The 13,991-nt window shown below is 32.4% G+C and carries 12 protein-coding genes; 3 read left to right on the top strand and 9 right to left on the bottom strand.

Annotated features, from left to right (window positions below):
* Positions 1 to 5: 5 nt before the first annotated feature.
* Complete coding sequence (locus SHI72_RS00540; protein ID WP_323488715.1) at positions 6 to 1,196, bottom strand: pyridoxal phosphate-dependent aminotransferase; 1,191 nt, start codon at positions 1,194 to 1,196, stop codon at positions 6 to 8.
* Between the two features lie 73 nt (positions 1,197 to 1,269).
* Positions 1,270 to 2,367, bottom strand: a complete 1,098-nt coding sequence (locus tag SHI72_RS00545) for an acyl-CoA desaturase (RefSeq protein ID WP_323488716.1) — start codon at positions 2,365 to 2,367, stop codon at positions 1,270 to 1,272.
* Positions 2,368 to 2,474: 107 nt separating this feature from the next.
* Between SHI72_RS00545 and rsmG the strand changes: the two genes are divergently transcribed.
* Both rsmG and SHI72_RS00555 read left to right on the top strand, forming a co-directional pair.
* On the top strand, positions 2,475 to 3,104 hold the full coding sequence (gene rsmG / locus SHI72_RS00550; protein WP_035618001.1) for a 16S rRNA (guanine(527)-N(7))-methyltransferase RsmG: 630 nt from the start codon (positions 2,475 to 2,477) through the stop codon (positions 3,102 to 3,104).
* Positions 3,105 to 3,430: 326 nt separating this feature from the next.
* Positions 3,431 to 4,846 (top strand): alkaline phosphatase, encoded by a 1,416-nt coding sequence (locus tag SHI72_RS00555; RefSeq protein WP_323489628.1) that lies wholly within the window; start codon positions 3,431 to 3,433, stop codon positions 4,844 to 4,846.
* A gap of 60 nt (positions 4,847 to 4,906) precedes the next feature.
* On the opposite strand, the gene SHI72_RS00560 is transcribed toward SHI72_RS00555, so the two are convergent.
* From SHI72_RS00560 to SHI72_RS00570, 3 genes are all read right to left on the bottom strand, one after another.
* A complete protein-coding gene (locus tag SHI72_RS00560) occupies positions 4,907 to 5,605 on the bottom strand; it encodes a response regulator transcription factor (protein WP_323488717.1) in 699 nt (232 codons plus the stop codon).
* A gap of 66 nt (positions 5,606 to 5,671) precedes the next feature.
* Positions 5,672 to 6,838: an alpha/beta fold hydrolase gene (locus SHI72_RS00565; protein ID WP_323488718.1), complete on the bottom strand. Its 1,167-nt coding sequence runs from the start codon at positions 6,836 to 6,838 to the stop codon at positions 5,672 to 5,674.
* Between the two features lie 46 nt (positions 6,839 to 6,884).
* Positions 6,885 to 7,937, bottom strand: coding sequence for a sensor histidine kinase (locus tag SHI72_RS00570; protein ID WP_323488719.1), 1,053 nt, complete (start codon positions 7,935 to 7,937; stop codon positions 6,885 to 6,887).
* A 309-nt stretch (positions 7,938 to 8,246) separates the two neighbouring features.
* Here SHI72_RS00570 and SHI72_RS00575 point away from each other — a divergent pair, with 309 nt between their 5' ends.
* Positions 8,247 to 9,335 (top strand): hypothetical protein, encoded by a 1,089-nt coding sequence (locus SHI72_RS00575; protein WP_052250040.1) that lies wholly within the window; start codon positions 8,247 to 8,249, stop codon positions 9,333 to 9,335.
* Positions 9,336 to 9,417: 82 nt separating this feature from the next.
* On the opposite strand, the gene SHI72_RS00580 is transcribed toward SHI72_RS00575, so the two are convergent.
* The 4 genes from SHI72_RS00580 to SHI72_RS00595 form a co-directional block, all read right to left on the bottom strand.
* The gene (locus SHI72_RS00580; RefSeq protein ID WP_039116420.1) at positions 9,418 to 10,149 is read right to left on the bottom strand and encodes a hypothetical protein; all 732 of its coding nucleotides are present in this window, start codon (positions 10,147 to 10,149) and stop codon (positions 9,418 to 9,420) included.
* Between the two features lie 302 nt (positions 10,150 to 10,451).
* On the bottom strand, positions 10,452 to 12,080 hold the full coding sequence (pruA, locus tag SHI72_RS00585; protein WP_039116430.1) for an L-glutamate gamma-semialdehyde dehydrogenase: 1,629 nt from the start codon (positions 12,078 to 12,080) through the stop codon (positions 10,452 to 10,454).
* Positions 12,081 to 12,230: 150 nt separating this feature from the next.
* Positions 12,231 to 12,617, bottom strand: coding sequence for a Co2+/Mg2+ efflux protein ApaG (apaG, locus tag SHI72_RS00590; RefSeq protein WP_035618015.1), 387 nt, complete (start codon positions 12,615 to 12,617; stop codon positions 12,231 to 12,233).
* A 79-nt stretch (positions 12,618 to 12,696) separates the two neighbouring features.
* The gene (locus SHI72_RS00595) at positions 12,697 to 13,950 is read right to left on the bottom strand and encodes a DUF5103 domain-containing protein (protein WP_323488720.1); all 1,254 of its coding nucleotides are present in this window, start codon (positions 13,948 to 13,950) and stop codon (positions 12,697 to 12,699) included.
* Positions 13,951 to 13,991 lie beyond the last annotated feature (41 nt).

Below are 13,991 nucleotides of genomic sequence, written 5' to 3' on the forward strand. Positions count from 1 at the left end.
TGAAATTACGCAGCCAAAGCTTCTTTGATTCTGCGTAATGCTTCTTTTAGGATATCGTCGCTTGTAGCGTAAGAGAAACGGATACAATTTGGGTTTCCGAATGCATCTCCTGTTACTGTTGCAACATTAGCTTCTGCCAAAAGGTACATTGATAAATCGTTTGCATCTTTTATTTCTGTTCCTCTTAATGTTTTTCCGAAGAAAGATGAAACGTCTGGGAATACGTAAAATGCTCCTTCTGGGACGTTGATTTTTACTCCTGGAATTTCTTTTAATAGTCCAACTACTAAATCTCTACGTGTGTGGAAAGCCTTTACCATGTGGTTTAATACACTTGGGTCAGCATCTACAGCCGTAATTGTAGCGCGTTGTGCCACAGAATTTGCTCCTGATGTTACTTGTCCTTGAATTTTTGTACATGCTTTTGCAATAAATTCTGGTGCTCCGATGTAACCAACTCTGTATCCTGTCATAGCAAATGCTTTTGCAACTCCATTTACAGTGATTGTTTTTTCTAACATTCCCGGGATTGAACCGATACTGCAGAATGTTCCTGAGAAATTGATGTGCTCATAAATCTCATCGGCAACTACGTATATATTTGGGTGTTTTTCTAACACTTTTGCAAGTGCAGTTAACTCTTCTCTGCTATAAACTGAACCTGAAGGGTTACAAGGTGAACTGAACCACATCATTTTTGTTTTTGGTGTGATAGCAGCTTCTAATTGTGCTGGTGTGATTTTGAAATCTGTATCTACAGATGTTGGAACTTCAACTGGAACTCCACCTGAAAGTTTTACGATTTCGAAATAAGAAACCCAGTATGGTGCTGGTAAAATAACCTCGTCACCATCGTTTAACATTACTTGCGCAATATTGTATAATGATTGTTTTGCTCCTGTAGAAACTACGATTTGAGTTGGTTTGTAGTCTAATCCATTATCTCTTTTGAATTTTCTGCAAATTGCTTCTCTCAATTCTAAATAACCTTCTACTGGAGAATATGTACTGTAATTTTCGTCTACTGCTTTTTTAACTGCTTCTTTAATAAAGTCTGGCGTGTTAAAATCAGGCTCCCCTAAACTTAAACTGATAATGTCTTTTCCTTGTGCTTTTAGTTCGCGTGCCAAAGCTGCCATTGCTAGAGTTTGTGATGTCGCAAGGTTGTTGATTCTGTCTGAAAGAATATGGTTCATTATAAAATTTTTGAATGTCCTTAATTTCAACTTTAATTAAGGATGGTTAATTATTAATAGATTTTTTTTTAGTTTAAACTGATAATCCAGGCTTCATCCCTAATTCACGTAAATGTTTAAAGTGAGCAATAATAGCACTTCCCATTGTTTTGTATTCGTAATATGGTAAATTACACTCTTTTGCAGTTTCTTTTACGATTTTTGCAATTTTACCATAATGAATGTGACTTATATTTGGGAAAATATGGTGTTCGATTTGGTGATTTAATCCTCCAGTATACCAGTTTACAATTGCATTTTTTGGTGCAAAGTTGGTAGTAGTAAATAATTGGTGAATAGCCCATGTGTTGTCCATTTCGCCTAATTCGTTAGGAGATGGATTTGTAGTTTCTTCTACAACGTGTGCTAACTGAAACACAACGCTTAGGATTAATCCTGCTGTGTAGTGCATTACGAAGAATCCGATTAATACTTTCCACCATGCAATTCCGATTACGATTGGTAAAACAATCCAGATTGAAACGTATATAACTTTTGTTATGATAAGTGTTGTCCAAAGAATTTTTGGGCTTTTTGGCTCACCATAAGATAATTTTCTTTTTAGGTAATTACGCATTTGCTTAAAATCGGTTGTAATTGCCCAATTGAAAGTCAATAATCCGTATAAGAATACAGAATAGTAATGCTGAAAACGGTGAAAACTATGCCATTCGGCATGTTTTGTAAAACGAATAATTCTTCCTGCATCAAGATCTTCATCATGTCCAGGAATATTAGTATAAGTATGGTGTAAAACATTATGTTGTACTTGCCAGTTGTAAACGTTTCCTGCGAGAACATAAATTGTTCCTCCCATGAATTTGTTAATCCAGTTTTTAGTCGAATAGGAACCATGATTTCCATCATGCATTACATTCATTCCAACACCTGCCATACCAATACCAATTACGATTGATAAAAGTAACATTACCCAAAAAGGCATATTAAGTGTAAGGATTAAAAAATATGGAGTTAGAAAAACTGCAAAAAGAATAACGGCTTTTAAGTGTAACTTCCAGTTTCCGGTTTTCTGAATATTATTTTCTTTAAAGTAATTGTTTACTCGAGAGTTAAGTGTTCTGAAAAACTTCAGATTGTCTTGCCTTGCAAATGTGGGAGCAGTGTTATTCATAATTAATTTAAATAGTTTTCAAAGGTAATTATTATAAATTTTCAATTTGCAAAATTGAGTTAAATATTTCAATCGTAAAGTAGTACTTTTGTTAAAAATTTAGAGCAATGGACGAGATATTGAAATATTTTCCTGATTTGACCGATCTTCAAATCGAACAATTTCAAAAATTAGACTTTTTATACCACGATTGGAACGAAAAAATCAATGTAATTTCTAGAAAAGATATTGATTCCTTATACACAAAACATATTTTACATTCGTTAGGAATTGCTAAAATCATGAAATTTGAACCTGGAGCAACCGTTTTGGATGTTGGAACTGGGGGAGGTTTTCCTGGAATTCCGTTAGCGATTCTTTTTCCTGAAACAAGATTTTATTTAATTGATGTAATTGCCAAGAAAATAAAAGTGGTTCAAGGTGTTGTTGATGCATTAGAATTAAAGAATGTAAAAGCTGAGCAAAAGCGAGCTGAATTGGTTAAAGGGGATTTCGACTTTATTGTAAGTCGCGCCGTAACCAATATGCCTGATTTTGTTTCGTGGGTAAAAGAGAAAATCAAGAAACAACACAAGCATACTTTAAAAAACGGAATCTTATATCTTAAAGGTGGTGATTTGGCCGAGGAATTAAAAGATTTTCCTAAAGCTACGTTGTATGATTTAGCAGAGATATTTGATGATGAATTCTTTGAAACTAAAAAAGTGGTTCATCTACCTTTAAAGTTTACAGTTTAAAACATATCAAAATACAATTGATAAAGCCCTGTCTAGATTAGACGGGGTTTTTGCTTTTAGTTTGGGATGTTTTTATTAATCTATCAGTTGGAAGCAAGTGCAAAAAAACAAACACGAATTGCACCAATTTGCACCAATTTTAATAGGTTGGTTTTGTTCGAGAAATTAATTTCACAAATGAATTAGTGACAATTAGTGGAATTCGTGTTTAAAATAGATTTATAATATTTATAGCCAGACGCTAAGTTTAGTATCATAACAGAAAGATAATTTTGTTAGTTGGTGTATTTTTTTATCTTTGAAATACTTACATAAACAAAGTAATGATGGATAGAAGGAAGTTTTTTAGAAATGGCTCTTTATTTACAATTGGGGCTGCTGTAATGAATCCTTTTCAGGGTTCGGCAAATATTTTAGATCTAGAATCGGTTAATAAAAATAAGAAAGCTAAGAATATTATTCTTTTAGTTAGTGACGGAATGAGTACTGGAACTCTAAACATGACGGATTTGTTCCTGAACAGAAAAACAGGAAAAGGTTCTAATTGGATTCAGTTATATAAAGACAATCGAGTTTCGAGAGCATTGATGGATACAGCTTCGGCTAGTTCTATAGTAACCGATTCGTCGGCAGCAAGTTCTTCTTGGGGAGGTGGTTTTAGGGTAAATAATGGAGTGCTTAATGTAAGTCCTCAAGGTGAACCACATTTGCCTATTTGGCAAAAGTTCAAGAAATCAGGCAAGATGGCTGGTTGTGTAACTACTGTTCCTATTACTCATGCAACTCCAGCTGGTTTTTGTGTAAATAGTAAAAGCAGAAATGCTCAGGATGATATTGCCGAACAATATTTAGATCTCGGTTTTGATGTTATGATGGGCGGAGGTTCAAATTATTTTAGTTCTGACGTAAGAAAAGATAAAAAGGATATGTATGCTGCTTTTAAAGCAAAAGGATATCAGGTGGTAAAAACACGTTCGGAGATGGATTCAGCTTCTAATTCTCAGCCTATTTTAGGTGTGTTTTCAGAGGATGCTCTTCCGTATTACGTAGATAGAAATAGTGATGATAATTTAAAACAAACAGTTCCAAGTCTTGGTGAGATGGCTCAGAAAGCTATTGATAGAATGAAAGGTCATAAAAACGGTTTTGTTTTACAAATAGAAAGCGGAAAAGTGGATTGGGCTGCGCACGGGAATGATATTGCGGGTTTAATTAACGACCAAATAGAGTTTGACGAAGCAGTAAAAATTGCCATAGATTTTGCCGAGAAAGACAAAGAAACTTTAGTGATAATTACTACAGATCACGGGAATGCAAATCCGGGAATTATTTATGGTAAATATGCTAATGAGAATTTTGATAGCATCCAGAAATATACACAAACAAACGAATGGATTTTAAATCAGATTAAACCTGATTCTTCGATTGCTCAGGTAAAGGAGATTATCGAAAAAGCCAATGGACATTCGGTTTCGGAGGAAGATGCTAAAACGGTTTTGAGTTATTATGATGGTTTGCATAAGGAAGACGGATTGTATAACTACAAGAAATTGCCTTATAAAGCTTTTGCTGATATGCAAGGAAAAATAAATTCAGTGGGTTGGATTAGTATGGATCACTCAGCCGATTATGTAGAGTTGGCAATGTTTGGTCCCGGAAGTGAACTTTTAAAACCTTTTGTAAAAAACACCGATTTGCACTATTTGATGTTGCAAGCTGCTGAAGTAGAAAATAAATTTTAATTTACTTTATAAAAATAAACCCCACAAGTTTCAGATTCATTCTGAGTTTGTGGGGTTTTATTATTTAATCGTTTTTAAATAAGTCAGCCAGTTTTCTTTATAACTACTTCCTATTGGAATTTCTATTGTGTTTATTTCGACTTCGTTTTTAGAATAAGCTGTTAGTTTTTTTGTCTGAATAATGAAAGAGCGATGAACTCGAACAAAATTTGAATCTAATAACTTTTCGAAGCTAGAAATACTCTGTTTAAGATGATGTGATTTTCCGTTTTCTAGATGTATCGTGATATAATCTTTTAGACTTTCGATGTATACGATTTCTTCAAAAATTATCTTGATATTTCTAGTTCCGCTAGATACAAAAATATGATTTTCAGGAATTGATTTTTCTTCTTTTTTGGGCGTTTGTAATTGTTTAAATTTTTCTATTGAAACAAAAAAACGGTCAAAAGTAATTGGTTTTAAAAGGTAATCTATAACATTGAGTTCGTATCCTTCGATGGCATATTCGCGATAAGCGGTTGTGAAAATTACCTTAGGAGGATTTTTTAATTTCTTCAAAAAATCATTCCCTTTTAATAAAGGCATTTCGATATCCAGAAATAGTAAATCGACTGTATTTGTTTCTAAAAAAGTATATGCTTTTAATGCATTTTCAAATGAATCGATTAGTTCGAAGTTATCAAAATTAGCCAGATGCGCCGCAATTAACTCTCTTGCCAATGGTTCATCGTCGACGATAATGCATTTATATTTCATTTGAAGATTTTATATTTAATAGATACAATTTTAATCTTTTTGTGGTTTGTTTGCAATCTAATCTTGTTATTTTACGGTTTCTTTTGCTAAACGTTCCAAAACTTCTATCGCATTTTTATTCTCAGGATTAAGGGCAATAGATTTTTTATACATTGCAATAGCTTCTTCTTTCTTATTGATTTTTAGCAAAGCTTCGCCATAACTATCGTATGTATTTGCGCTTTTTGGATTTAAAAGCATATTTAATTTAAAAACTTCGGCAGCCTTTTCATTTTCATTTTTGCGTAATAATTCATATCCCCAATTGTTTAAATCGTCTTCGGAATTATTGTATGCCACTTGCTCTTTTTTATCTTCATTAAAAGCTTGTATTGAGTATTGTAAAGCGCGTTCTTGAATTTCAGTTTTTTGTTTAGAAGTATTTGCATACATTTTGGCAATTGAGGTAATTACCAATGGCGGATTATCTAACCAAATAGCATGACCACAACCATAAGCTGTAATATCGGTAACATTAGGATTGTTTGCGACATATTTTTTGTGACATTCTTTCCAGCGTTCGATTTCTTCTGGTGTTTTATAGAAAGGTATTCCGTTAATAAAATCAACTACGGGAATGTTTTGAGGAATAGACAACTTGCTCATTATTTTTACAGTTTCGGCAATAGTTGCCGACATATAATAAATGCCTTTATTGTTTTTTTTCCATTGTGGTATAAGTTTATCCTGTGTAGCAAGAACTTTTTCAATGTAACCATCTTCAAAATAGCTATGGTTGACATCAATTAATACAACCCCTTTTACGAGTTTAAGATGTCTGGTAGCATAGAGGGTTGATAGATAACCTCCGTAAGAATGTGAAACGAGCATGATTTCTTTATCGTATCCCAGTTTTTTTAAGCCAATTTCTAAATCTTCAATATTACTTATGATTCCGTGTTTGGAATCATCGGTTTGTAAAGTATCAATTGTACTTGTACCAAAACCAGCTCTGTCATAAGTTATTAAAGTAGCGTTTGTAATCTCGGAAATTGGTTTTAAAATCGAATTCCAAACCGAGCCATCATTCCCACCACCAGCTTCAAAAAGGATAGGTGTTCCTTTTCCTTTTACAATTTTAAAATGAATCTTGTGGTTACCAACATCGACCAACGTGTCAATTGTTTTAGATTGACTATTTGCAGAAATAAAACATAAAACTGATAAAAGATTAATTAAGAGACGTTTTTTCATGAAATTTGAAATGATTAGTTTGAAAAGATAAATTGATTCTTGGAATTTATAGATAAAGAGAAAGTTGAACCTTATAAAGGGTTTGCGTTTCTTCCATTTCTAATTGATGTTTTTTTGGATATAATAAATCTAATTGTTTTCGGACATTTTCTAATCCAATTTTTGATTTATCCGAAATTGTTAAAATGCCATTTTGAGGTTTTGTATTCTCAATGCCAAAAATGATTTGTCCTTTTTTGCTCTCTAAATTTAGTTTGATAGTGGCTTTTTTGGTTTCGTTAATTACGCCGTGTTTAAAAGCATTTTCTATAAAAGTCAATATGATTAGAGGTGAAATTTTATTGCTTTCCTGAATGTCTTTGGTAAACGAAATATCTAGTCTGTTTTCGCTATAGCGAAGTTTTTCTAAAGCAATATAATTATCAATTAAGGCAATTTCTTTTTCGATAGAAACATAATCTTCATTGCAGCGATATAAAACAAAGTCCAGAATCTCGGATAGTTTCGCAATTACTTCGGGTGCTTTATCGTCTTTTTTAAGGGTTAATGTGTATAAATTATTCAGCGTATTAAAGAGAAAATGAGGATTTAATTGATTCTTCAATACTTTCAATTCCATCGATTTTTTTTCTTCTTCTAGTTTTAAAAGACGTTGCTGCTTGCGATTAAAGCTGATAAAACCCAATATAATAATTGGATAAGTGATAAAAGAAAACTCTCTGAATATTAATTTAAATGAAGTTAATCTTTCGGGAACAGACATTTTGTACCCAAGCCAATCATCAAAGAAACCAGGAAATTTAGGTTCTAGATAATAGTATTTAAAAATCATTAGAAAAGCAAAAACAAGATAAAGCCAGCCCAAAGCTGAAAATATAAAAAGCAAGTATTTCTTTTTGTTCAGAGTTTGAGGAATAATCCAATAAATTAATCCGTAAGCGGCGATTGCCTGAGCAATAACTTTCCAGGTATAAACAAAAGTAAAGTCGTAAGAACTAGTATCATTAGACTTGCCAGAGATGTATAATAACAAAAAGGAAATCCAATAGATACAATGAAATAGAATTCTTTTTAGGTCGATGTTTTTTAAAAAACTCATTATAACGGTTTAAGAGGGACAAGATAATAAAATATTGAAGTATGCTTTGTTCGTAGGGTTAAATAAAGACTTTTTGCTCCTAAAAATAGCATTTGGGCATACGAATGCATTATTCTTTTTAAATAGATTATTTGAATGCTAAAGTTGTGTTTTTGGTTGCGCATAAAATAGGGAATTGACTCTAAAGCTATATTCGCTTTAAATATATAAATCATGATAAAACTGATTCTTCTATTCGCATTATTTTTAGTAAATGAACTAAAAAGTATTCTCTATTAAACGATCAAAAAATAATTAAACCTAAACAAAATGAAGACAACGATTAAAAGCGTAATTGGTATTCTGATTTTCATGAATACCGTAAATTTATTTTCGCAAGAGAGCAAACAAGAAATTACTTATAGTGAAGTTTCAAAAACAATTAAACCAACTTTGTTTGCCGATTTAGGCGAAACTTGCCAAACTCCCGACGGAATGGCTTTGGATAAAAAAGGGAATCTTTATTTGTCAATCACTAATCCAGTTACGTTTGAAAAGCACGGAAGTAAGATTCTAACATTTGATGAAAATGATAAACCCGTAACTTGGTTTGATAAATTACCCGTACATCCCATAACGAAGAAAGTACATCCTATGGGAATGGAATTTGGCCCTGACGGAAATCTGTATTTAATGGATAATCAGTTTTTTACGGATAACGAAAATTTTTCCAGATTGATAAGAGTTGTAGTCGAGAATGGTAAACCTAAATATGCTGAGGTTTTGGCTGAAGGTTTCAACTTTGGCGAAGCTGTAAGGTGGTATAAAAATCGAGTTTATATAACTGATGCTCTTTTTGAGAATAGACGAGAAAGTGGGATTTATACTTTTTCATTGGAGGAATTAAATAAAGGCAAAATAATTTTGGATAAGAACACGAAACCGAATTATTTAGTAACAACATTTACTCTTAAGCCTGAAGTAACAAAAAGAACTATTGGAATTGACGGTATTGCTTTTGATAAAAAAGGGAATCTATATGCAGGAAATTTTGGAGATGGTGTGATAACAAAACTGGAATTAACAAAAGAGGGTAAGCTAAAATCTAAGAAAGTAGTTTTTGACTCGGATAAATTAAAATGTTGTGATGGCTTTTTTTACGATGAGAAAAGAAATTCTATTTTTATTGCCAGTTATGACTATAATAGCGTTCATCAATTGGATTTAAATACGAATACTATTCATTTAATTTGGGAAAATGGTAATGCTGATGGTTCTGACGGACAATTAGATAACCCTTGTGAAACGATAATTTATAAAGGAAAATTATTGGTTGTAAACTACGATACTTTTAAAGGGGAGAAGAATACTGAAATAGATTCGTTTCATACTATTTCTAGTTTTGAATTAGCTAAATAGACTTAATTCATAACAAAAAAGAATCCCCACAAGTTTTAAAAACATTTTAAACTTGTGGGGATTTCTCTAAAAATATATTGAATTAACTAGCCTCTTTTGGGAAACATAAAAAAGGATTTGTTTCGTAGTTTAAACTCGCAACAAAATCTTTTATAGAAGTTTCCGAAGATTTTGCACTGTATATATAAAAAGGATCAAAGAAAAAATCACGGCTAATTACTGGTTCTGCCGATGGATTATAAACTTCTTCATCTGTAGCTTTTATATTGTCATACGTATATTGACAAGGAAAGATATGTTTAAGTTCTTTTAAAGTATTTTTAAGCCATTTATTAAATATTTTTTTCTTTGGAGAAATGTGGCGTGCAAGTAATGCTAAACCTACTATTTCACTTTGAAGATAATAAGATCCTTTTCTGCGTAGTACATCTACCATTCTTACATTCATAAGAGCAACCCATAAAGGACCATCTATAGGACCAGTTGCTGGAGCATCCATATTAAGATCAAAAACTAGAGGTTTGGTATACTCAGGATTTGATATAGAACACCAAAGAGCTTCGATGCGCAGCTTCATTTCTTGAGATGATTCGGTATGGCTTTTATAACGCCAGTATATCCATTCAAGTAATGCAGCCGTTAATCCTAAAGAAGCCTTGTAACTAATACTTTCTAAAGCATTTTCTAGTTTATTATGATTCTCTGCCGGATCAATAAGTTTCTCCATGATTTTTTCATTCCACTTAAAATCAATTGCGTGACCAACACTTTTTGCTTCACGGATTATTTCAGGTACTTTCTCTAAACTTTTCATAAGTCATTTTAATTTAATTCCATATTTATGTGCGAACATCCTATTCTTTTCCTATGAGTTTATTTACTAGGTTAAGAAAGTTCAAATTTACGTGTGCGCTTATTTTTTTTATGTCAGGAAAGGTTTTAAAAGTAACATTATAAGGTTTTTGGAAAGGGTATGTTTTTGATAACCAACCGCGTACGAAAACGATTACAAATAATCATTAGGTAAGATGTTTTCATCTTTTATAAAAGTAAAAACCCACAAGATTCAAATAGTTTTGAAACCTGTGGGTTTTAATTGTTTTTAAACTTTAGAGATTATTCTCCTAAAAACGGATATCTGTAATCTTCTGGAGTTACAAATGTTTCTTTTATTGTTCTTGGAGATGCCCAACGCAATAAGTTTAATGCAGAACCTGCTTTATCATTTGTTCCTGATGCTCTTGCACCACCAAATGGTTGCATTCCTACAACTGCTCCTGTTGGTTTGTCATTAATATAGAAGTTACCTGCAGCATTTTGTAATTTTGTTGTAGCTACTTCGATAGCATAACGATCTTGGCTAAATACAGCACCAGTAAGAGCATATTCAGAAGTAGTATCAACTAATTCTAAAGTCTCTTCCCATTTTGCATCTTCATATACATATATAGTAATAACCGGTCCGAATAATTCGGTTTCCATTGTAGTATATTTTGGATTTGTAGTTACAATAACTGTAGGCTCAATAAAGTACCCAACAGATTTATCGTAGTTTCCACCAACGATTATTTCAGCATCAGCATCTTTTTTAGCCTGGTCAATAAAACTAGCTAATTTATCAAAAGATCCTTCGTGAATAACTGCAGTAATAAAGTTACCAAAATCTTCTGGTGAACCCATTTTCATAGATTTCACATCAGTGATTATTTGCTCTTTTACAGCTGGCCATAAACTTTGTGGAATATATGCTCTTGAAGCAGCAGAACATTTTTGTCCTTGAAATTCAAATGCACCACGTACAATTCCTGTAGATACTTGCTTAGCATTAGCACTTGGATGTGCAATGATAAAATCTTTACCACCAGTTTCTCCTACGATTCTTGGGTAAGTTTTGTAGTTGTGAATGTTTGCACCAATTTTAGCCCAAATATCTTTAAATACATGAGTTGAACCTGTAAAGTGAACTCCAGCAAAATCACGACTTGCCAATACAGTATCAGTAATCATTAATGCATCACCAAAAACTACGTTGATAACACCGTCTGGAACTCCAGCTTCTTTAAAAACTTCGATGATAATTTGAGTAGAGAATACTTGGCTATCACTTGGTTTCCAAATAACAACATTCCCCATCATTGCGGCACTTGCAGGAAGATTTGCAGCAATAGCAGTAAAGTTAAAAGGAGTAATTGCATATACAAAACCTTCTAGAGGTCTGTACTCAAGACGATTCCATGTTGTAGAATCAGATTTTGGTTGGTCTGCGTAAATTTGAGTCATGAACTCAACATTGTAACGTAAGAAGTCAATCAATTCACAAGAAGCATCAATCTCAGCTTGGTGAATGTTTTTTGATTGTCCAATCATTGTAGCTGCGTTTATTCTAGCTCTGTAAGGACCAGCAATAAGTTCAGCAGCTTTTAAGAAAATAGCAGCACGTTGTTCCCATGCCATATTTGCCCATGCATCTTTTGCTTCAAGCGCATTAGCAATCGCTTTTTCTATATGTTTTTTTTCGGCTAGGTGGTAAGTTCCTACTACATGTTTGTGGTCATGAGGAGCCGTGATGTTTCTTGTGTTCCCAGTTTTAATTTCTTCACTTCCAATGTATAACGGAACATCAATTTTAGAGTTCCACATTGTAGTATAAGCTGCTTGTACTGCTGCTTTTTCTGGTGAGTTTGGCGCATATCCTTTTACGGGTTCGTTTACCGCTTTAGGTACATGAAAAAATCCTTTTAGCATATTGTTTAGAATTAGATAATTAGACAAATTAACAGTTGGATAATTCATTTTATACGAATTATCTAACGCTGTACAAAAGTACGAAGGTTAAACTAATAATTTGATAATTTTAGTATAAGATAACTATAAAAAATTTCTATAGAAAAGAGATTAGTTTAATGCAAATGGGGCACACATTCTAAATGTAGGAACAATAACTTTGAAAATTTTTGTAGTAGTAAAATTAACCATGTTAAAATATCCTTTCATTGCACCGTAAGGAGATGACAATAAACAGCCTGAACTATAGGTATGAAATTCGCCAGGTTTTAAAACTGGTTTTTTTCCAATTACGCCTTCGCCATCTACTATTTCGATATCGTTTAATGAATCAAAAATTTCCCAATGACGAGAAGTAAGTTGTACAGAATCCTTGCTATGATTCTCTATAGTAACCACATAGCTAAAGGCAAAGTGAATCTTGTAGTTCTTGAAGTAGGTACCTTCAAAACTAGTTAAAACGGATATTTTTATGCCTCTTGTTATTTGAGAAACCATACTAAAGTGGTATATATGTGCGTAATAGAAGCAAATTTACAAAAAAAAATGATTCAAAAAAACCATTTCTAAAATGTTTTTAATTGATGATGTTCAGGGAGTTTGCATATCCTTTACCAATTACACGATCATAACGGTCTCTATTCTCTCGATAATAAACCAATATAGTGTATTCATTTTCGGTTTGGAAAAAATTACCATCGATTGAATTCTCATAATCAATTGCTCCTTTTTTATCGGCTATCTGATATTGGTAATTAGTAAATCCTTGTTTTATCATTATGGCTTTTTCGTATACGCCTTTCTCAGTATTATAATCCATTTTATTCTCGGGAGTTAAACCGTAATTGTTGAACATTCCGTTAATGTAAATGTCTTTGTTGAGACGGAAGGCTGGTGCCGAAAGTGAGAAGTAAACCCAGGCATAATCAGCTTCGACTTCATTGTTTGTTGCATTCATGTTTTTTACAACAAAGTTTCCATTTATATCCTGATAGTTTGTGTAAGGAAAGTTTCCTCTGGCGCTATTGGTGTATAAATAAGAATTATAAATGTCTTTGCTAGAATCTACCTTTCCTACATTGTTACCAGCGTTACGAATATCTTTATTTTCAAAATATAAAAATTCATTTCCAGCCCAGAATTGGGTTTCATTATTGTATTTGTATATTAAATCATTTCCAATTGTGTATTGTGGTGGAACGTTTTTAATTCCGGTATTAAAGTTCCCATTTTGTATTAAAAACACTTTTACACTTTGTAGTGGAGTCTGAAAAAGAAAAGAGTTAGATTTTATAGCAAAATCCAAATTATGCTTGTATTCGATATCGCTTACCGTTCGGCTTCTTCTTACTTGTGCAGGAACTGTAACTAAGTTTTCATATACAATGAACTTTCTGGAAAAGATAACTTCTTTATCTTCATTTAGAATCTTAATAATATAATTACCTGTAATCAACAATTGAGTATATTGATTTGGGAAAGATACTTTATAGTGTGAATATATTTGTAAGGTGTTAAATGAATTGGTATAATTGGTGATTCTCTGACCGTCAAATCCTTGTAAATAATCTGTTTTTGGGATATCAGACGGAATCCAATTGTAATCGCAATGTGTAATTTCGTAATAATAATCAGCTTCATTACCAAATAAATCATCAAACTGGAGTTGAAAACTATTTCCTAATTCAAATATCGGAACAACATTTTGTCCACCTTGTTCAAACGAAACTGTTTTGATATTATATGGTGGAGTGATTTCTGATTGTACTTGGGCTGTAGCTGAAGTAAAAACAAGAATAAAAATTAATTTTCGGAAGAATGAATTTGGCATAATATATTATGTTGCAAGATTGTAAATATAACAATTTTATA

Origin of the sequence: Flavobacterium sp. PL02, from assembly GCF_035013205.1 — a bacterium.
Classification (GTDB): domain Bacteria; phylum Bacteroidota; class Bacteroidia; order Flavobacteriales; family Flavobacteriaceae; genus Flavobacterium.

Bases quoted from the DNA above. Each gene is read 5' to 3' on its own strand.
- SHI72_RS00540 (WP_323488715.1), bottom strand. From the start codon at position 1,196: ATGAACCATATTCTTTCAGACAGAATCAACAACCTTGCGACATCACAA.
- SHI72_RS00545 (WP_323488716.1), bottom strand. From the start codon at position 2,367: ATGAATAACACTGCTCCCACATTTGCAAGGCAAGACAATCTGAAGTTT.
- rsmG (WP_035618001.1), top strand. From the start codon at position 2,475: ATGGACGAGATATTGAAATATTTTCCTGATTTGACCGATCTTCAAATC.
- SHI72_RS00555 (WP_323489628.1), top strand. From the start codon at position 3,431: ATGGATAGAAGGAAGTTTTTTAGAAATGGCTCTTTATTTACAATTGGG.
- SHI72_RS00560 (WP_323488717.1), bottom strand. From the start codon at position 5,605: ATGAAATATAAATGCATTATCGTCGACGATGAACCATTGGCAAGAGAG.
- SHI72_RS00565 (WP_323488718.1), bottom strand. From the start codon at position 6,838: ATGAAAAAACGTCTCTTAATTAATCTTTTATCAGTTTTATGTTTTATT.
- SHI72_RS00570 (WP_323488719.1), bottom strand. From the start codon at position 7,937: ATGAGTTTTTTAAAAAACATCGACCTAAAAAGAATTCTATTTCATTGT.
- SHI72_RS00575 (WP_052250040.1), top strand. From the start codon at position 8,247: ATGAAGACAACGATTAAAAGCGTAATTGGTATTCTGATTTTCATGAAT.
- SHI72_RS00580 (WP_039116420.1), bottom strand. From the start codon at position 10,149: ATGAAAAGTTTAGAGAAAGTACCTGAAATAATCCGTGAAGCAAAAAGT.
- pruA (WP_039116430.1), bottom strand. From the start codon at position 12,080: ATGCTAAAAGGATTTTTTCATGTACCTAAAGCGGTAAACGAACCCGTA.
- apaG (WP_035618015.1), bottom strand. From the start codon at position 12,617: ATGGTTTCTCAAATAACAAGAGGCATAAAAATATCCGTTTTAACTAGT.
- SHI72_RS00595 (WP_323488720.1), bottom strand. From the start codon at position 13,950: ATGCCAAATTCATTCTTCCGAAAATTAATTTTTATTCTTGTTTTTACT.